This window comes from Rhodopirellula bahusiensis (assembly GCF_002727185.1).
GTDB classification, from domain to species: domain Bacteria; phylum Planctomycetota; class Planctomycetia; order Pirellulales; family Pirellulaceae; genus Rhodopirellula; species Rhodopirellula bahusiensis.
In genome coordinates, this window is record NZ_NIZW01000008.1 from 256,418 (window position 1) to 275,184 (window position 18,767).

Annotated in this window: 20 protein-coding genes; 17 read left to right on the forward strand and 3 right to left on the reverse strand. The window is 54.3% G+C overall.

Annotation, left to right across the window (positions count from 1 at the left end; genetic code table 11):
• The first annotated feature begins 31 nt into the window (after positions 1-31).
• The 3 genes from CEE69_RS12365 to CEE69_RS12375 are packed head-to-tail and all read left to right on the forward strand — an operon-like array spanning position 32 to position 3,605.
• The gene (locus tag CEE69_RS12365) at positions 32-592 is read left to right on the forward strand and encodes a hypothetical protein (protein WP_099260937.1); all 561 of its coding nucleotides are present in this window, start codon (positions 32-34) and stop codon (positions 590-592) included.
• Positions 593-594: 2 nt separating this feature from the next.
• On the forward strand, positions 595-894 hold the full coding sequence (locus CEE69_RS12370; protein ID WP_099260938.1) for a hypothetical protein: 300 nt from the start codon (positions 595-597) through the stop codon (positions 892-894).
• Positions 891-3,605, forward strand: coding sequence for a hypothetical protein (locus CEE69_RS12375; RefSeq protein WP_099260939.1), 2,715 nt, complete (start codon positions 891-893; stop codon positions 3,603-3,605). The genes CEE69_RS12370 and CEE69_RS12375 overlap by 4 nt, the downstream gene beginning before the upstream one ends.
• Before the next feature lie 15 nt (positions 3,606-3,620).
• Here the strand turns inward: CEE69_RS12375 and CEE69_RS12380 are convergent, their stop codons facing one another.
• A complete protein-coding gene (locus tag CEE69_RS12380; RefSeq protein WP_099260940.1) occupies positions 3,621-4,409 on the reverse strand; it encodes a DUF4282 domain-containing protein in 789 nt (262 codons plus the stop codon).
• 454 nt (positions 4,410-4,863) lie between these two features.
• Between CEE69_RS12380 and CEE69_RS12385 the strand changes: the two genes are divergently transcribed.
• From CEE69_RS12385 to CEE69_RS12425, 7 genes are all read left to right on the forward strand, one after another.
• A complete protein-coding gene (locus tag CEE69_RS12385) occupies positions 4,864-5,724 on the forward strand; it encodes a tyrosine-type recombinase/integrase (RefSeq protein ID WP_158231013.1) in 861 nt (286 codons plus the stop codon).
• A gap of 367 nt (positions 5,725-6,091) precedes the next feature.
• Positions 6,092-6,967, forward strand: coding sequence for a hypothetical protein (locus CEE69_RS12395; protein ID WP_099260943.1), 876 nt, complete (start codon positions 6,092-6,094; stop codon positions 6,965-6,967).
• The gene (locus CEE69_RS12400; RefSeq protein ID WP_099260944.1) at positions 6,964-7,491 is read left to right on the forward strand and encodes a hypothetical protein; all 528 of its coding nucleotides are present in this window, start codon (positions 6,964-6,966) and stop codon (positions 7,489-7,491) included. The genes CEE69_RS12395 and CEE69_RS12400 overlap by 4 nt, the downstream gene beginning before the upstream one ends.
• 337 nt (positions 7,492-7,828) lie before the next feature.
• Positions 7,829-8,167 carry a hypothetical protein gene (locus CEE69_RS12410; protein ID WP_099260946.1) on the forward strand — a complete coding sequence of 113 codons (339 nt, stop codon included), beginning with the start codon at positions 7,829-7,831 and terminating at the stop codon, positions 8,165-8,167.
• Between the two features lie 108 nt (positions 8,168-8,275).
• Positions 8,276-8,572, forward strand: a complete 297-nt coding sequence (locus CEE69_RS12415) for a hypothetical protein (RefSeq protein ID WP_143549215.1) — start codon at positions 8,276-8,278, stop codon at positions 8,570-8,572.
• Between the two features lie 85 nt (positions 8,573-8,657).
• Entirely contained in the window at positions 8,658-8,948 is a 291-nt protein-coding gene (locus CEE69_RS12420; protein ID WP_099260948.1) for a helix-turn-helix domain-containing protein, read from the forward strand.
• Positions 8,945-9,223 (forward strand): DUF6794 domain-containing protein, encoded by a 279-nt coding sequence (locus CEE69_RS12425; protein WP_099260949.1) that lies wholly within the window; start codon positions 8,945-8,947, stop codon positions 9,221-9,223. Before CEE69_RS12420 ends, CEE69_RS12425 begins: the two co-directional genes overlap by 4 nt.
• A 61-nt stretch (positions 9,224-9,284) precedes the next feature.
• Here CEE69_RS12425 and CEE69_RS12430 read toward each other — a convergent pair whose 3' ends face one another.
• Positions 9,285-9,761 carry a PIN-like domain-containing protein gene (locus CEE69_RS12430; RefSeq protein WP_099260950.1) on the reverse strand — a complete coding sequence of 159 codons (477 nt, stop codon included), beginning with the start codon at positions 9,759-9,761 and terminating at the stop codon, positions 9,285-9,287.
• Positions 9,736-10,473, reverse strand: a complete 738-nt coding sequence (locus tag CEE69_RS12435; protein ID WP_099260951.1) for a hypothetical protein — start codon at positions 10,471-10,473, stop codon at positions 9,736-9,738. Before CEE69_RS12435 ends, CEE69_RS12430 begins: the two co-directional genes overlap by 26 nt.
• Positions 10,474-12,474: 2,001 nt before the next feature.
• Between CEE69_RS12435 and CEE69_RS12445 the strand changes: the two genes are divergently transcribed.
• The 7 genes from CEE69_RS12445 (at position 12,475) to CEE69_RS12490 (ending at position 18,406) form a co-directional block, all read left to right on the forward strand.
• Positions 12,475-12,846 (forward strand): hypothetical protein, encoded by a 372-nt coding sequence (locus tag CEE69_RS12445; RefSeq protein WP_099260953.1) that lies wholly within the window; start codon positions 12,475-12,477, stop codon positions 12,844-12,846.
• A 148-nt stretch (positions 12,847-12,994) separates the two neighbouring features.
• On the forward strand, positions 12,995-13,633 hold the full coding sequence (locus CEE69_RS12450) for a protein phosphatase 2C domain-containing protein (RefSeq protein ID WP_099260954.1): 639 nt from the start codon (positions 12,995-12,997) through the stop codon (positions 13,631-13,633).
• Between the two features lie 139 nt (positions 13,634-13,772).
• The gene (locus tag CEE69_RS12455; protein ID WP_099260955.1) at positions 13,773-14,363 is read left to right on the forward strand and encodes a prepilin-type N-terminal cleavage/methylation domain-containing protein; all 591 of its coding nucleotides are present in this window, start codon (positions 13,773-13,775) and stop codon (positions 14,361-14,363) included.
• A gap of 63 nt (positions 14,364-14,426) precedes the next feature.
• A complete protein-coding gene (locus CEE69_RS12460; protein ID WP_143549216.1) occupies positions 14,427-14,873 on the forward strand; it encodes a hypothetical protein in 447 nt (148 codons plus the stop codon).
• Between the two features lie 644 nt (positions 14,874-15,517).
• Entirely contained in the window at positions 15,518-15,817 is a 300-nt protein-coding gene (locus CEE69_RS12470) for a hypothetical protein (protein WP_099260958.1), read from the forward strand.
• 1,440 nt (positions 15,818-17,257) lie between these two features.
• Complete coding sequence (locus CEE69_RS12485) at positions 17,258-17,734, forward strand: hypothetical protein (RefSeq protein WP_143549217.1); 477 nt, start codon at positions 17,258-17,260, stop codon at positions 17,732-17,734.
• Positions 17,735-17,947: 213 nt separating this feature from the next.
• Positions 17,948-18,406: a hypothetical protein gene (locus CEE69_RS12490; protein ID WP_233215170.1), complete on the forward strand. Its 459-nt coding sequence runs from the start codon at positions 17,948-17,950 to the stop codon at positions 18,404-18,406.
• Positions 18,407-18,767: the final 361 nt, after the last annotated feature.

Genomic DNA, 18,767 nt, shown 5'->3' on the forward strand with positions numbered 1-18,767 from the left:
GAAGCCCATCATTCATACGAGAGACATTCCCATGATTCGTGCAATCATTCAATTGTTCAAACGCTGGTCCGGTGATCGTCGCATCTTTCGTTTCCACAATGGCAAGCGATGGACCTATGCCGATCCGGTGATGGTTCACCTGCTACTGAAGTCGCATCCGGAGTACTTGCACCGACACTTGGCCGAAGCCCGAACCGGCGACCTGGAGGCGATCAACGTTTGTGTCGATGCGGCGAGATCCTCCTTTGGTGCCGACGATCTTCCGAAAGCTGACTGCGTTCGGCTTTTGTTCGCCTTCGACATTTGGAAGACCGTTCTTCGTGATAGGCACGATGCTTTCTGTCGCTTGGCTGCAATACATGGCTGCGATGTTGGCTCGCTTGATCCTGAGCGATTCACCGCTCTCTACTTCGCTCGTGCTGAATCACAGATCCGGCAAGCCGACACGCAACGCCTTGGGGCCCGGGCTGCCCATGCGGAGCTGCCACGTGGCTGGTTCACTGCCACTCGCGACTCGCCCGACGAAGCCGTTGCCGATTACGAACAACATATCGCCGCCATCGCTTCGGCTCATGCCCGGGCGGGAGCGTGATCATGGCCAACCAGCATGTTCGTTTTCAGTTTTACGACGGGTTTCGCAGCCGTTCGATCGATCCGCTGGAAGTCATCGAACGCTATCAATCGGTCCACCAGTATCGACCGGCGATGATCGATCAAGCCATCAACGGAGACTCTCAGTCCATCCTGACACTCTCTGAAATCGTTCGATTCGCGTTTGATGTTTCGTTCATCAATGAGCGTGGACGTGGGATGACTCGACTGGATTGCGTCCAGCTTGCCCACCGCTTTGATTCTTGGATTCGCACCCTTCAGACCAAACAGCAGCAGCGATGATCGACAACACAAACGACGACACGCTTGGCGAAAGCAATGACGATCGCAAAGCAGCTATTGCGAAGCTGGAACGGCAAGCGGCCAGCGATGCGGGGCTGAACCAATCGAGCCGAACGACACGAAAAGCCGTTGCTTCGATTCGTCGTCAGTTGCCAAGGCGTTCGCAGCTTCGTTCCCTCACAAGCAAGGTTTCCCGGCTTTCCCGACCGAGTCGATACGAACGGACGCTACAACGACGTGCACTGAATGAAACGCGGATTGAGCGGCTATCGGATTCTGACATCGCGGCGATTCCACCCGCTGAGGTTCCCAGCGAAGAGGCAGCGATTGAGAAACATCGCCGGGCACTGCCAGCGTTCTATCACCAACAACACGGTGGTCGCACGCAGGCTGAGTTACTGGAGATGCGTGACTTTCGCCGTGATCAGATCCCATCGCAGTTTACGGTTAAAGAATGGAGGTCATTGGTTCGCCAACAGTTGCATGACTGGGCCGAGAGTGCGACGAAGCCTGAATCGTTGGCTGGCGAACCGAGACAGCAACCAGCCCCAATGGCTCAAACGCCAACAGAACAAGCTGCACGCGTCGTTGAGGCCGCTTCCGTCGATGTCCAACAGCCATCGAACGATGGAACCAACGCCGATCCTGTGAAAATTGATCCAGAATCGTTCGTGACACTGGCAACTCAAGACCATCGCTTGTTGAACGCACGACGTGGCGAGGTGGAACACGACCCTGAATTGCTTCGACGGTTTGATTCAATCCACAACCAGCAGCAACATCCTGACAGTGGCGAGCCGATCGACCTCGAAGCTGAGGTGGCAAAAGCTTCGAAATCTGTTGCCCAAGAACAAGCCCGATCTGTGATGGATGGCACGCCGGGGGATATGAACACGGAACATCCATCGCGGTCAGAAACAACGGTGGACATGCTCCAGATCGGTGCTGATGCTCTGGGAATCGTCGATCAGACCGCAATCACCGACAGCGCCAACGCGATGGTGAGCTTGGCACGTGCGGCGATGGACCCGCGACGGCGGAAAGAACATCTGCGAAACGCTGCTGTCAGTTTCATCTCGACCGCACCGGTGGTTGGAGACTTCGCGAAAGTCTTCAAAGCATCGAGCATGAAGCGAACGTTTCAGAGTGCGGCGTTTCACGAGTCTGAAAAGAAGCCGAGCAGCCAGCGGGCACCGCGACGGCGGGAGAATGGTCGCGACGACAGAGTTCAATCATCAAACGAGCATGACTTCGACGTCAAGCCTTGGATGGGCGATTCAATCAACGACTTCCTGGACGTTGCCAAACTCGGCAAGCCACAAGACATCCCAAAGGGACGGTCACCATCGCTGGCTCAGCTGCGACAGCGATCATCAAGCGGTGCCGACGCCGCCAGGACGTTCGTTGAGCATCACGGCGGATTCAGCGGTGAAACGGGCAAGACGGACGTTTTAAAGGTTGCCGAGGCGATGGAGGCAATGAAACGCCAGCAAGACGCCATGCCGCCGGTTGAAACACGGCCTGAATCACGCGGTCAGCAACCAGGAGATCTTGATCCAAACGCTACCGACACGAGCTCGGTCAGCAATGCCGTCGATTTGGGGCAGCTCGCCTTGGATGGCATCGGAATCGCTGATCCAACACCGATCAGCGACGGTTTAAACACGGCAATCAGTATTGGTCGCGCGGTCACCGATCCAAACCGCCGTGGCGAACATTTACAGAATGCCGCGATCAGTGCGGTTTCGATGATTCCGTTCGTCGGCGACTTGGCAAAGGTTTTCAAGGCACCGCGTGCAACCAGGTCGGTCAACCAAGCGACCCGGGCGATGAAACGACAACCAGCTGGGAAAGCAGCGAACCGACTTGATGGCATCGTGGATGCTCAACGTGTGGACGACATTGCCGAAGGATCATCGATGGCAAACCGGACTACGGCCGGCGATACTGCAGGCGGATCAGGCGGGGGAGACGTGCCACCAATTTCACCAAGTATCACCGACCCGGGCGATCCTGATCGGGATCCGCGTGAGACCAAACGTCGAATCGAAGATCAACGGAAGTTGCAGGAATTGCAAGACAGCTACCTCGACACGCTGGAAGACGTTGTCCTGGCCACGGGAGCGTTTGGAGTCGCATTGCTGGGAGCCGTCAAGGCAGTTGGTGTCGTCATTGCGGCGAACAAATCGACCATCAGCAACAACAAACATCTTGAAGAACTGAACCCCGTGATTGCCGGTGCCTTCGTTCGTCACGAACTGGATGAGGTTCGCCGAAACCTTCGTCGTGGGGAAGCTTTGCAAGATCAAGTCGCGAACGCCATCGAAGCGGATTCTGAATACGAAACGATGCGTGCGAAGTTCACAACTCCGATCGATTCAATGAAGGCTGATTTTGGAACTGCTGGAACAGAAGTCACTTCCACCATGGCCGAATTTGGAGATGCAATGACGGGATTATCCAGAAACCTCAACATCTTGTCGCAGGCCGTTTCATTCTCGTCGACGCTCTTCTCTGGACTGAATGACATCGCCAAGTCTGGCCTGGATCTATTCTCCGGCAAGCCAATCGCCGAATGGATGACAGGCAAGAAGGACGAGCCGAAAGTGAATCCGAACGCTACGCCAGCTCAAAAGTTCCTAGATGACATCCGAGACGGAAAGTTTGATGGCCGCTCCGATGTTCCGCCATTCTTTACGAGGAAATTCTGAATCACTGAATGATTTCTATGCATCGCGGTCAAAGAGTTCCCTGAGCAACGTTTTGGAATCACTCACGTCTTCTGCAACTCGGAACGCAACGATCATGAACTCGCAGGCGACTCGTAGGATCAAAAGCGGAATCACGAAAAAGAGGTTCACAATGATGATGGTCAAAATAATTCCAAAAGCATTGCCAGGCATAGATGCACCCACGTAGCCCCCGCCACCATTTTCAACGAACGAAAGCGATTGGCCGATCGACGCTGACGCAAGATAGGGTTTTGGCAAAACGTCGGTGGCGGCAACGCCACCGATCGCAAATTTCATTAGTTCGATCGCACTGCCAATGAACGCTCCACCCCAGAAAACAATTGTTGCTAGAACGATCGTCACCGTTCCGATCCCGTAGATGAATCGGATGATCCAGGGCGTTGCAAAGCTATTGAACCGGAAGTCGAAAATCGTGATGAATGCACTCAATGGATCACGTGGAATCGCCAGTTTGATTCGCTTCCCGCCCGGCCTGCCAGGTTCGATTTTCAACTGGAAGTCTGGCTTCGTTTCTCGATCAATGATCGGCTCTTCTGGCTCCGGTTCGCTGGTTGGCGGCGGCTCACTGGCTGGCATCACTTCCCGAATTTGCCGCACACGCTTGGCCAGAATCCATTGTCCCTCAGTGTGCTTGTCGTGCTTCACTTCCGAATCAAAAACAATGTCGCCACGCGATGCGGCTTCAACCAAGACAGCCAAGCTGAAAGGTCCGTGCTCTATTTTGTCGTGATGACGAAGAAGCCAACCGCTGATCGTTTCCATGTTCAATTCCAGTGACGCGTTTGAGTGATTGCGGCGCACGTTAGTCACGACAACCGCCGCTTGCTATCTCATCGCAAAATTCTTTCCGTAAGTGCGGAGATGGTCGGTCGAGGCCGCAAAGCTTTCGCAACCATCTGATCCGGTGCCAAATGGCTGGCAATTCCGTAGATCAATGCGAAACGAGGCTTTTCTGTTGGAAAACTGATTCAGCGTGCACAAAAAAACGGAGGGCCAGTTCTCACGCAGGGAGATAAAAATGGGAATGCCTTGGTTTCGAAAAAGCCGTGGAGAGTGGTATGTCACCCGCGGCAGAAAACAGATTTCACTTGGAGCGAACAAGTTGGCGGCGTTTCAGAAATGGCACGAAATGGAGGCGGCGTTCCAGCGTGGCGAGGCAAAGAACCCCACCTTCAATGAGCTCGCTTTAGCATTCTTCAGGTCCTGCGAAAGAAAGGTGCGAAATGGAGACATCAGTGAAAAAACGGTTGAGGATTACCGCTGGTATATCAATCGTTTCTCCACTTACTACGGCAAATCGCTGTCGCTAAACATCGAACCTCGACACGTCAGTGATTGGCTGGATGCGGAGTCGACGTGGGGCAACTCCGCTCAGCGAGGTGCGATCACAGCAATCAAGCGTCTCTACTCATGGGCATTCAAAGAACGGCGGATCACAGATAATCCTTTGGCTGGCATCGAGAAGCCTTCTGCAAACCGACGTTCCAGATTGATTGATGCGGAAACTCACTCACGCATGATCCTGCGCGTGCGACATGGAGGCTACGCGTGCCCTTCCGACAAGCAGTTTCAACTGGTCTTGGTTGCAATGAAGCATTCTGGCGGCAGACCGCAAGATATCGCCAACGCGAGAGTCGAATACGTCAAGGAAGATTATTCGCGATGGGAATTGCCCAAACACAAACGATACCGGCACACCCTGAAACCAAAATTAGTCTATCTGTCTCCGTGCCTGCGAACCGTCACAATGATCTTGAAGGCGGGGCGATCAAAAGGGCCGCTGTTTCAAGGGCGACGTGGCCCTCTGACTGTCAACGCGATTGGATGCCGGATCAAGCGATTGACGGAACAATTGAAGATTCCCCCGGGCTTGATCGCGTACACCTACCGCCACACGTTCATTACCGAGTCGCTGCAGCGTGGCGTTGATGTTGCCACGGTGGCTGTTCTTGCAGGAACAAGCATCCAAATGATCGAACGCCACTATTCACACATCTATCAGGATCATGAACGTTTGGTGCGAGAGGTGGCGGTCTGTGTTGGATCAAAATCGGTGTTGCCGGCTGACTCGAAATGACGGCAGAATTACACATGGTGAGAAGATGAAATCGGAAATTCGTGCTTGGTAAAATTCGTTTCAGGCTTGACGGGCGGATTGAAAAACCTCATTTTGGCTGGGTCGTTTGGCTGTTGTGCAGGAGTAAGAAACTTGCACAACTTGACCGGTGGTTTTCTCTGACCACGGGTGACAACGCCATGAATTACAATCTCAACGAGACAGAATGCCAAAGCCCAATCATTGGTGGACAATCGAAGCATCGATCCGCAAAGGCGGGGAGCAACGAAAAGTCCTGCGTGGTGTAATTCCCACGTTTCTTAGCCGGTGATTGGGCTTTGTCATGCGCCGACCCTTTGCACGGGGGAAGCGGAAAGGTTGACTTTTTATGTCAACGGCATCCAAAGAAGCGAAGTCCACAGAGCGAGTTTACGGAACCGATCCCTGGACGTGGCCTTTGCTGCGTCTTGATCGCGATTCGAGTTTGTTCAGGGTCTATGAATCCGACATTCAGAGCGGCGACGGTACGGCGAAACCGAACGTTGCCGGTCGAGTCAATGACGATGGTCAGCCAGACATGTACGGAGGCGACGTCAATCTGTATTCGGCGTCAGACGCTTGGCGGGAGCTGTATCACATGGACGAAGCCGAGGAGAGCGTCTCGCTGATGGTCGGGCCCGGTGTTGGACCGGTCACGCTCGAATTTCCAACGTTTCATCCCGACCAGTGGGCCGTCTGGAAAATTGCGAATGGCGACACGAAGCCGATGTTCATGGGGTTCTTCGACCGCCTCGAAGCCCGGGACGTTGCGAAGCGAATTCTTGCCGCCGACGACTGCCCGATTCTTGCCACGCCGTACTTGATTTACACCAATGACTGGGATGATGAAAGCCAACACGGCACCTACTACGAACCGCGCGACCAAACCCAGAACGACACCATCGCCGCGGCTTTGCCTGACTACTCATCGGATGATTTGAGGAGAGTGGCTTCGCCGGGCGGACTGATCGTCAATCGATGCGTCGACTTGGTTGCTGTTTTGGCCACGAAATCCAAGCAGGGAACGCACTGGATGACTGTCATCCCAGAAGACGAAGCGGAATGCTACGTGAGTGATTGTGGCGAAGACTCGATCGAGTGGGAGTGCCTTCCGATTCGGATCCAACTTCCCAACTTGCCGAGCAGCTTCAAGCTTGAGCTCGGCGAAACCAATCCGGACGTTCGGCTCGTTGCTCACGCCGAGGTTCGGGAGGCGGTTCAATGAGAAAGCCTTTCTACCGAAAGTCCCGCGGTTCCTGGTATTTTAACGCCAAGCTTTCCGATGGTCGCTATCGTCAAGTCGAGCTATCTCGCGACCGTGACGAAGCCTTCCGCATCTGGGAGGAACACTACCGACCGCGGCAAGCGAAACGGCACGAACCGGTTGGGCAACGCGAAGTGATCGTCACGAAAACCAAGACAGTCACGAAGACGGTCGTTCAGTCGCCTGCCAGTGAGCCGGCACGCAAGCCCGAAAACGTTCGCGGTCGGTATGCCCAGTTCGAGCGACTGCTTCTCTTGGCTGAATTGCTCGCTCCCCTTCGACGCGGAGCGACGGCCGGCGATCTTTACCGCGATTGCTGCGACCTACTTGGGCGTGTTGTTTGCGAACGCACCATTGAACGAGACTTGGAGTTCCTGCATCAAGTCGGCACTGTGCAAACTGATGACCATCGCCGCTACCGATGGAACGGGGCAAGTGTTCGCAGCGTTGTGATGGAGCGGATGAACGAAGCGATCGCCGGATGATCATCCAGCCCGATAGAATGCCAGTCGACTTGGTCCGCTTTTGGTCCGAGCCGACGACGCCTTTCGAGCACCGACCATGAACCAACGCGATATAAACGGGATTGTTCGCGAACATTCCCGCCGAAACACGGAAGCGGCAAACGTTCAAAAGCGAATCGACACCGATCGTCAATTGGCAATGCAGAGATACGCCAATCGCCATGCCTTTCGGAACACACTGTCCGGCATCATAACTGAGTCGATTCGGGCCGACTTCCAGCTTCGTGTTCATTCGATAGTCAGTCAGCATCAACAGCACCGGTAGTTTCGATCACTTCGTCCGGTGTACCATCCTGCCATGAACGCCAACCCAAACACCCTTTGCCGCGATTGCCTTCACGTTGTCGACACAGTCCCGTCAGACGTCCCGTGGCATGTCATTGAACTGTCCGACTTCATCTTGATTGCCGACGCCCGCGATGAAGCATCTACGCTCATCCTGGAAGCCGTTGCCAGCCAATTCGGTCAAGTGGTCGCCTCCGAGTCGATCGAATCAAATCACACTGACCGTGGGACGCTGCTGGGCTATCTAGTCAAACCATCCGCCGACCTCGCCGATCCTGCTGGTTCGATTCGTGCCGCCTACGCGATTGCGACCACCGAAGCGACCGAAGATGAAGAAGCCGGGCCGTTCTGAAAAGAAACCCCGAGAAACACCCTAAAGGTGTATTGCACCCTAAGGGTGAACTGGCTAGAATACCGATGTTGTTTGAGTGTTTCGCTTTTTTCTTCGTCGGAGTCTTCCATGTCCAACGCAATCCCTCGCCCCCGTGCTTATTTCTTCCGCGATGGCGTCGAGCTGACCGCCCACCCCGCGAACGGTCGCCCGGTCGATTGCATGGGCACGCCGTGCGGAATGACCGGCAAAGCGGTTTGTTTCGATTCGATCACGGTCATCAACGGCCTCTGCAAGTCGTACACGGAACGCGACTTCAAAGGCCCGGTCAGCGTCAAAATCTGGTCGCCTGAATCGAAAGCGATCTGGTTCGGCATCGCGGACGCGGCAACGGTCGCCAGGCTGAACGCAGAAGCGAAGGCTTAGCCAAAAGCCTCAACTCCCCCGCCCCGGTTCATCGCCGGGTCTTTTTTCGTTTCCACACCGAACCGCCAACCAGGAGCCCGCCACGATGGCCAAGAAGAAATCAGCTACGACGGCGAAACCGACCAAACCAACATCCGGAAAGCGAATTGACAGGGCCGCGTATGGAATCGATCTGCCAGCAGTGCTGGAAACGATCCGGCCTCGCCTGGCAGGTACTCACGCCGAGATTGCCGATCGGGCCGGGATGTCGAAAGGCAATGTCAGCAACGTGTTGAGCGGGGCAAAGGAGCCGTCCCTGGGCCACTTGGCAGCACTTGCCCGAGCTGCGGGCGGTCGCATCGACGTGACGTTCATTCCAGAAAAGTCAAAGCGATGATCTTTAACGACAAGCAGATTCCCGCCACGATCCACGAAGCTGCCGAACTGCTGGCAGCCGGGATGACCGACCGGGAGCGTAAACAACTGCTGGCCGGCGATCAGACTGACTTCCATTTCGGGATCGGCAGTGAGATTCGAGACCGATGGATTCACGCCGATGGCTCACGGATCCTGCAGGACCTCCAGCGAACGTACACCGGCATTCACGAAGACCAGGTCAGCGAATTGATTATCAACGAAGCGAAGGCGATCGTCGCGGGGAGCACGGATTGACGAGACTTATTTCATCTCGCAGCCCGCGGGAGATGGTTGAGCGGCAAGGATGCGGCAATTGTCACTGCCCTCGGTTTCGTTTTTCTTGCTGCTCTTGAACGCGGTCACGAAGGCGATCCCAGCCCTCTAGTCTCTCAAGTTTTCCGTGCTTGTTGATGATCGCCAGCGTCGGCGGAGACTTCCGCTTCGCAATCTCCAACATGTGTGGGAGGCAGCGGATTACAGCATCGATCACTACCTGTGAAGACTGCTGTTGAAGAATGAAAAAGAACGCATGGACTTGTGCGTCTATCAACGCGATCAGTTCACTGGGGTTTTTCCCGATCTTTTCGTCTCGACTGATGACGAGCCACCCGTTCTTCCCAACTTCCTTCAGCCACTCCGTGTCTGGGGTGGTGGGGCCAAATTTATCGTCGTGGTGGATAGCGTCGTAACCAGCGTCAATTATCGCCTGGGCAATGTGCTTGCCCATGTTCCTATCGACAAAGAACGGTGGGCCCTGGGCGTGCTTATCAGGCTGCTCGCCGGGGCTGTGCATTCGCAAACATCCATTCAGCGCGGATAGATTCTTCGATTTCGCTGGTCTTGCAGGCGAAGTCGTTGGAAAGCTCTCGGACGGTTTCCCCTGTAAGGTATCGATCCGCGATTACGGAAGTCTTCACTTTTGTCCGATCAACAACTGAGCTTCCGAACGAAAACTCCGGAGAAATGGAAACGACTAAAGGCGATTCCTGGCCGGGACGTCTTGTCAGCGGGAATATCGCTGCCAGGGCTTCGTCTCGATATCGAACACGGGTGAGGTACGATTCCCATCCAGGGAGCAACTGCTGACTAGGGTCGCTCAGTCCGACGATTTCGCCTGCTCTCTCTAGGAACAGTTCTCTGCCGCCTCTGAACAGGTCCTCGTGAAGCAAAGGTTTTTGTATGCCATGTTTTTGCCTGGCGTTCTCAATTGCGACTCCGATAGGACGCAGAGCGATTCTGTCAATCGTGCGAAACATGCGGAGAACATAGGCTTCCACCAAGTTGTCGAAAGACAATAATTTCGGACCTTCACTCGCAGGAATCAGCACCGGTGCGAAATCTGATTTATCGAGTCCCTTGCCGTAGGTCGTTCCAAAGAACCACGATGAAAGCGTTGTCTTGGGTACGTTCAGATATCCAGCCGCGACAGCAATCGTGTACCTCGGAAGGTCCCTTGCTGGCGTGTCGATGTCGATGGAATCGATGTCGAAGGTAATCTTGACCATTGGCTGCTATGCGATGACCCAAAACGCGAGAGCTAGTAACTTTCTTGATCGGCACTTTCCCAGAATTTCGCCAGCTTTCCTTGCCGTGTCGCGTCCCGAATTGTCGCTTGTAGGCCAGTGGCACGCAAACGGAAAGTGAGATCGGCCCAGGTGTCGCGACACCCGCGAAGATGCTTTTCGTGTTTTTTTCAGTGTTTTTGACGCTTTGGGTCGCGTTAATTATCCTCAGAAAGTGGCGTTTTTGCAGCGTTTCCCGGTGCTTTTCGCCGAAACTCTTAATCCGTGGGTCCTAGGTTCGAGCCCTAGCGGGGGCACTCTTTGCCTCGTGAAACACTGGAAATAACGTGTTTTACGGGGGACGCGGACAGCGTGACACAGCCTGAGTCATGCTGAATCACCCTGAGTGGGCTCGTTCGTGGGCTCACTTTTCAATGGGTGTCCGAGCCATCATTGGTTCCCCTCTTGATCATCCCGATCCCAGGGCTCGCGTCCTCGCAGCATGAAGTAGGGCTTCTCCGCCACTCACTGATCTGCCCAGTCACTGATCTGCCCAATCACCTACACCGTCGGCAGTGATCCGACAGGTCCGTCAGTGCTATCGAGCGAAGCCAGTTCCATGGTTCGGGTCCTTTGATTGGCCCTGCTTTGCCAGTGCGTGAGGCTTGAGCCGGAACCATCTCGCGGTACCGAATCAAGGCCTCCCCAATCTTCAGTCGCTTCCTTGTGGAACTTCTGCTTGTCCACGTGAAAGCGAAAACGCAGTCACTTGCTCAGAAGTGAATCGTGATTCTGCCCAACCGTTCTTCCGGCGATTCACAAAGCGACTGAAACCAGATGCACGCCATGGAAACCGAGGCTCGCAAAGCGTCGTTTTGCCCGCGCATCGGGAAATGCTTGCAACGGGGTGGTTGATCCCCAAGAATAGCGGGGGCGTTAGGGCTCCTCAGCAACGGTCGCTTGAACCGATCGCGACCGCTTCAAGCATCGAGCGATTGATCGTCGAAGGATTTCGTTTCAATTCCAGGTCGCCGAAGAACGTCCTGGGCAGAACTCACCGCTTCGACGTTCACAAGAACCAAACGCAAGCAATCAAATCAGGCGGGGATTTCTCGCGGATTCACTAGGCAGGTAGGCAGGAGTGACTGGGCAGAATCATGTGAGCCGTTTGGGCGTTCGCTCCGGTTGTACGTGGGAACAATAGCGTTTGTCATAACAGTTCAAATGCCGAAAGGCTCCTGCCGACCTGCTTGTGTCCACCCAAGCCAAATGTGAGCGGTGAGAACAAGTCACCCAAGTGGACGAAGTCCAGATCAACCGGTGCGAACAGGTGTCGTACCAAGACCTGATTTCATCTCTTTGATTGCTGATCAACAAGTTGTTCGACTGAAAAGCATGAAACGATTTCGAATGTTGACAGCGGTGGTAACCGTTGTCGCAACTGCTGTGTTTCTCGCGGACTCGTATGTTCATCGACCTGGACGAGATTTTCTTTCTGCGATCGCAAGTGCTGACCGAGTGGTTTTCACTGCCGACGGATTCTTTCGTCCGACTGAGACATTAAGAATTGGCGACACGCTTGCCGAAATTACAGACCCCGAACTGATTGACAATCTCTCTTCTGCATTCTCGTTTAGGCGATCCTGGTCAAGAGGTAGCTGTGCCTGTGAAGGATTCCCTCGCGTTGAGTGGTTCCAGAATGGAAAGAGAGTCGCTACAGCTTCGCTTCAGCACAGAGAGGCGATTCGATGGCATGGCCTCGGGTTTGACATGCAGCTTACGCCCGACTCGACAGAGCGATTGGTCGCGTGGTGCGAAAGACAATCCATTCCGACCGATGGCTTTTGAACTTTGTAGCGGTCCGGTGATTGTTAATGAGTAACCATGGCGTGTGCCGGACCCGGGTGTGAGCGATTTTCGGTTGGTCCATTTGTCTCTCGACCCGTTCGTTCAACGCGTTGCCCGAACGATGCGAATTCGAGTCCGTCCAATCTCCGGATTACAATGATGATGTCTTTTCAGTTCGCCATCTCCGGACGCTTGCCCGAGCCAAGCTTGGTCGCCGTGTTGAACCTCGCCGGATTTGACCCCGGCCTTGCCCTTTGGATTGACGCAAGTTTGGAACCTGGGCCATACACGCACTACACAGTTGGCCTCCAGCAACGCGGATCACGAAACGTCCTGAGTATTGACACGTTTCTGCTCGATCCTTGGGTCAACAGCAAAACCGGAGAAACTGGGGAGTCGCCTCACGGCAGTTGCAAGGAATTTACCGTCGACGTATCTGGCAACGTTGTGAATCACGGTGAGGTTGTTGATGTGGACGGCGATGTGACCGAGTGGACCTCGAGTAGTATCAGCTTCTACGGAGGGTAAGATTGGTCATTCACGATTGTCGCGTTCGTCACTGCGGGTAACCATTTCGTGGGACGAAAATTTAGACCGCGAGGTTTTGAAGCGGGGAATCAATCGTTCTCTTCGGTGGCGACGACTTTTATCCGACTGAAATCCGCGGTTTACTCCCATGAGTTCGTTTGAAACTGCCCAGGTTGTTCATGCATATCGTGAACGATGCGAAGATCGCATCGAGATCACCACTGATGGCGACCGCACCGTGATTGTGGTTGCCGATGGCGCTGGCGGAACCGGCGGTGGACACTTTGCGGCCGAAACGGTCCTTCGCGAAACTCGGTCCAGCCTTGCTTCAATTGACGGCTCGACCGGCTGGTCTGATTTTCTCTCGCAGCTCGATTTCGAGATCACTTGCGGTGAAACAACTGCCGTCATAGTTGATCTTCGCCCTGACCGTATCATCGGCGCTAGCGTTGGCGACAGTTGCGCCTGGATCATCGATGGTTCCAGTATCACTGACCTGACGCGCAATCAATGCCGCAAGCCCCTGCTCGGTTCTCAAGCCGCGAAACCTGCACCGTTTTGGCACGGCTCGCTTGATGGCACATTGCTCGTCGGTTCCGATGGATTCTTCGACTACGCTAAACGCGACCAAATCACAACGCTGATTGGTCGAACGGACTTATTCTCTCTTCCCCGTGCTTGCGTTGACTTGGTTCGCCTTCCCTCTGGTGATCTATGGGACGACACCGCAGTGGTTGCCTGTCGCGTGCGATACGCACAATCTCCTCGCAAGCGTTATTCGATTTGACTAACTATGCGAAACTCGCGGATAGCGAGCGTTGGCGCTGGAGTCGGTGTGCCCTTCGCTCCAGCGATCGGCACCGACATTGTATCGCCTCCACTGCGGTCGTCTCCGCCCGGAGATTCACGGATAAGTTCCAATTGAAATGTGTAAACCTTTGACTGCCCTCCAGTCCATCCGTTCCGCACTGACGCTGATTGAACTACTGGTCGTTCTGACAGTGATCGGAATCTGCGTGTCACTCTTGATTCCTGCTTTGCAGTCCGCTCGCGGAGCCTCACGCCGTACCGAATGTGCAAGCAACATACGCCAGTGGCACTTTGATTTTCCCGCGTCACCTGACCGGATCCGCGTGAACTATTGTCCCGATGATCCCAGTGCCTACGGGTTCTTCCGCAATCAGATGGCCAGCAAGCCACTCGCTCATCAGGCCACGTCGCAAACATTTCAGTTCTTTGAGCACGCGGGTGGCTCTGAACGCCCGCTCTATGATCGAAGCTACCATCCTGAACCTGCGTCCGACCCGGAGGTCTGGTTTTCTGATTTGCATCTGTCGAATGGGACCACCCAACGAGAGGTGCGTCGATTCATCGATTACGAACGCCATATTGGCGGGACGGCCAACTACTTGTACCTCGACGGACACGTGGAGACGCTGGACGCTGCTGTCATCGAGGCCTGGATCACTGAAGGCCACAACTTCGCCGATGTCGGAAACGCCACTCCGCCTCGATGACACTCGAGTTCCCAGGTGTCAACGCGATGAATGGAAGCTGCGAAGCATGCGATTCTGAGACGGGTGAATTCTCGTAGCCGCTCGGCTATCTTGGGTTCTGTTCGACTGGCGAGTGGCTTCTTTTCCATGGAAACATCTACACAATATCACATGCAATCTTCATCAAAATTTCTGGCAGTAGCACTTGGTGCGGCAATCTTTGCAATCGGAACCTACCACCTTGCGACTGCGGCAGACCCAAACGCCCCGCACCCAAGCAACTACCTCACAAGTTTTACTGGGAAGACGGTCCTGGTCGTTTTGGATCTCGGTGCTGATGGGATCGAACGAACTGTGCTCCGCGATGCATCGCTCACGGGCATTGGCGAAAAACCCTTTCTAGGTGGAGTTGTTACAGACAAGTACCCAGAGTTCCCGGTCATCATGCCCGGCGAGAAAGCGTATGTTGCACTGGATCGGATCGTGTACGTTCAAGTTCTTGATGATCCGAAGGTAGAAAACGGCGAGTAGCCATTTCTGCTATGTCGTGGCACGCGTCTTCCATCAGAAACGTGAAAACCGAAGCACTGTATAGCGGTTTGCCAGCCGCTGACCGCTCTGGTCATTCGACTGCGACAGCGCGTATCGCTGCAGTAATGTCGGGAGCCAGATCCGAACGCTTTCGCCTGCATCACTCACTGATGCCACGGCCATCTTAAAGTCTGCCAGTGTCACCAGGACGACTCCATTGGAATGGCAACATTGCCGCAGCCACGCGCAGCAGTTATTGTTTTCAACACGCCTGTGAGTCAAGTGATATTGGTCAAACACCCCAACTCACTTGCCCCGTATTGCGCGATTTCCCGAATGCGACCCTACTGAGTAGGGTTGGATCTATTGTTAACCATGCCGTGCATCGGAGTCGGGCTTGCGAGCTTTCTGGTAATGGTGGACCTTTTTCTCCCGGCCAGGTGACGGGCACCGTTATCGGACTGAGCTCGTCCTGCTCTCGTACCGCGAACTGCGTGGCGACACATTGAACGCGAGCGTTGTGCGTGATCGTAGTGGCCTATACAATTTCGCGGCCTGCCTTTGGATGCATGTATGCAGCCGGGCTTCGTCTCTCTCCGTTGCATCACCTCCGCGATTTCCACCCATCCCTTTGACCTGAAAAAATGGCAACATCACAGCAGAGTTATTCCTCACTTCCGTGGTATCGGAAATCAGGTATCAACAACGTATTTATAATTTTGCATCTTTTGACTCTTGGCGTGATCCCATTTCTGATGGTCACTTGCATCGCACTGGTGACCGGTGACATTTTTTATAACGAAACCGATGCCAGCGGCTCTCTCAGAAAATGGAGTTTTGCAAACAAGATAATCGCGGCTTTACTTCTCATTCCTTCGGTTCTGATTGTTGGCGTATTTGTTATTGCGATAGTAGGTGGTATCGTGCGGTCTCTCGCTGGGTAACTGGATTCAATCTGCTGAGTGTGAATTCACACAATGAGCAAGCTATGCCGTGCACCGGAATACTGCATGATGCTCTCAAGAAATGGTGTCAACTCGCCGTTGTCCGACTGACGAAGCACGCGACTCGGCAAGTTCCTCCATTGGATCAGATCGCATATGTTGTGGGCGGGCTTCTCCTTTGCGTGATGATTGGCTTGTTTCTCTACATGTTTTACCTTGCGTTCTCCTATCCTGGTCTAAGAGATGACTCCGGGCTTCACGATTCATTTTGGCCGGAAACTGCGGCCTACGTTTCGACTGCTGGCTTTTTGTTGTGCGGGCTTCCGGGTATGTCAATGCTCTATTTTGCTGCCCGTTATTCTCACGCATGCAATGCCGGGGTCTCTCAGATAGAATGATCCGAGAACGTTGATCGAAACGCTCGGCTGATCGCAGCGGCTGCCGAACGGGCTGACCGCCATGGCGTTCGCACGGAGCGGGGCTTGAGGCCGGGTTTTGAAAGGACAGCATTAACTGGCTGTTGATTGAGTCGTCAATGACGTTTTAACGCATGTGGGATGGGCACTCTTGCCCGTCAGGATTGTGGATGTCGGCCAAGAGTGGCCAGTCTACAATGATTCAACATGCTGTTGTTCTTCCGGCCCGATGACGCCGGTCGATCATTTGAATTGATTGGTACTTTTACGTGACAGGAAAAGGTGATCCATGGGTGAGGGATTGAATCCCTACTCGCCCACCTCCGTCAACGATCTCGCTTGCGCGAAAGGATCTCGCTGGTAGGCGTTCACTTCATTTGTGATAGGGATCCTTGGTGGGACCGCTCTTCAATGGGTGTTGTTTTGGACCGATTCCTTTAGCACAGAGTTTCCACCGATTGGTGGAGCACTACTTGGCATGCTCGCCGTGCTTTCTGCTCGATATCCCTCGATACGCAGCAAGCCTTCAGTAGTACTGGTTGGGGGAGTGAGTCCTCGGGAATCTTCTGGTGCAACAAGGCTCCCCTGCTTTACTGGGACATCCCCCGCGATTTCGCTACCTCGTGGATGCTTGCCTTGGTCGCATTTGGTCTGGCCTCAGTTTGCACGTTCGGGATTGCCAAATCCTTTGAGCGAAGTGCTTCGATGTGGCATTATCCCCGGACAAAGCCTCGATTGTGAGGTCACGGCGAACCATCGGTTGCGACGAGCGGCGGCGGAGGCGTTTTGGCCGTGCGTAGACTCTTTCGCCGTCGCCAGCAGGATCGTGCTGTTCGTCGGCGGGGCAATGCTCGCGTTGCCGGCATCTCTTCCCTGATGTTTCTGCATATGGAATTCGCTTCTTCACCATTGCCTTTTTCGACGATCGGATTTTTGATTCGTTACGGAATTGCGGTGCCGCTTGCGTTTTCGTTTGTCAACCAATCTCGAAGACGCGACAAATTTCACATCGACGGAGAGACGTATGCCTCATTGGCCTTCTAATTGGTTGCTTGATGCCGCGGCTACTGCTTGGATCGCAACAGGTGTGTCAACGCTCGCAATCGTCCCGGTAGGTGCGGTATTGATGCAGGGATCGTTGGCCGACTTGTTGACGACGGACGATGCCTGGGTTGGGTTGGCGACAATTCCGTGGGTCGCTGGATTTGTTCTCGTTGGAACGGCATGTGGCAACTGGTTCGAATCGACCCACGCACGATGGATGTTGGGCTTGGGCCCGCTTCTTCTTTTTGCTCTCTTCCTTGTCCTTCTGGATTGTGTCGAAGATCTCGGGGAAGGCGAGCAGGTCGTCACAGCCTATGGGGTTGGGATTCTGCTTGCTGGGCTCTTCTCGGTTCCCGCGTTCATCTTTCGTGAGAGAAGAGCACGGATACTGCTGATGACGGCCCCGCAACTGACAATTGTCATCGCGCTTGCGTCGTTTCCCGTGGTCGTGTGGTGACAGAGGTGAAAGGCATGGTCGTGTGACGTTGTATGGCTTTCAGTTTCGGCGATTGGCCTCGTCTTTTGATCGCGTCCCATCAGTTCATCCCGATCCAGTGATCCTGGGCGTTCTGCGAATGAGGTTGACCGATTGGCGGAAAGACTATTCATCAAACCTCTCTGATTTACCGATAATTCGATAGGCCGCACGTCTATTCGCAAGGAAAACGCTGTGAAACTTCGCAAGGCACACTGCATCGCACTCGTCGCATCTTCGTTCGCTCTGCTCGCTTTCTTTGCCAGAGTTCACGGACCACGACATGAAGCTGGTCGTGCGTCGATTGGGGCGTCCGGCACGACCGTCCGGTCCTCAGAACCTGCTGGCTATTCAATCACGCGACCAGTTCGAGAGAATCGCGAAAAAACGGTCAGCTACACCGTGATGAAGCCTGTCTACGAACAACGCACCAAAACGATCCAGTACACGCAAATGACGGCTGTCCGCGAAAAGCGAATCAAGCTGAACGAGGTGACGGGCGAATCGATCGATTACGTTGTCTGCAAGATGGTGCCCGAAACCAGGGAAAGGATTGTGAACTACACGGTTTGCAAAATGGTTCCCGAGCGACGAACAAAAAATGTTTCGTACACTGTCACTCGGATGGTGCGTGAAGAACGGACCCTGAACTAACGACGCAACCCAAAGCCATTGAATAGCGATGCTTTCGCTCAATCGGTGAAGCTCGGTGAAGCATTGTCTATCGGATGAGATTCTGCTTGCTGTCTGGTTCACCTTCGTTTCATCTCCGAGCCAATCGAAGACGCTTCCCATCACCTGCTTGTCGCGGTGTCCGTGACGGATCGACCAAGCAAATTGCTGACCGATTTTTCGGACGCGGCGAGGAGTTGTTGATGGCTGTACATGGTCGCGCTCCATTGATCATGATATTTGACAATGGCAAGGCATGGCGGGGACACGCAAGCGATGCGATGGAGTAGATGTGTCTTCCGCTCTGAGGATTGGCTTCGCCATTGTGCGGCCTTCACTGCGG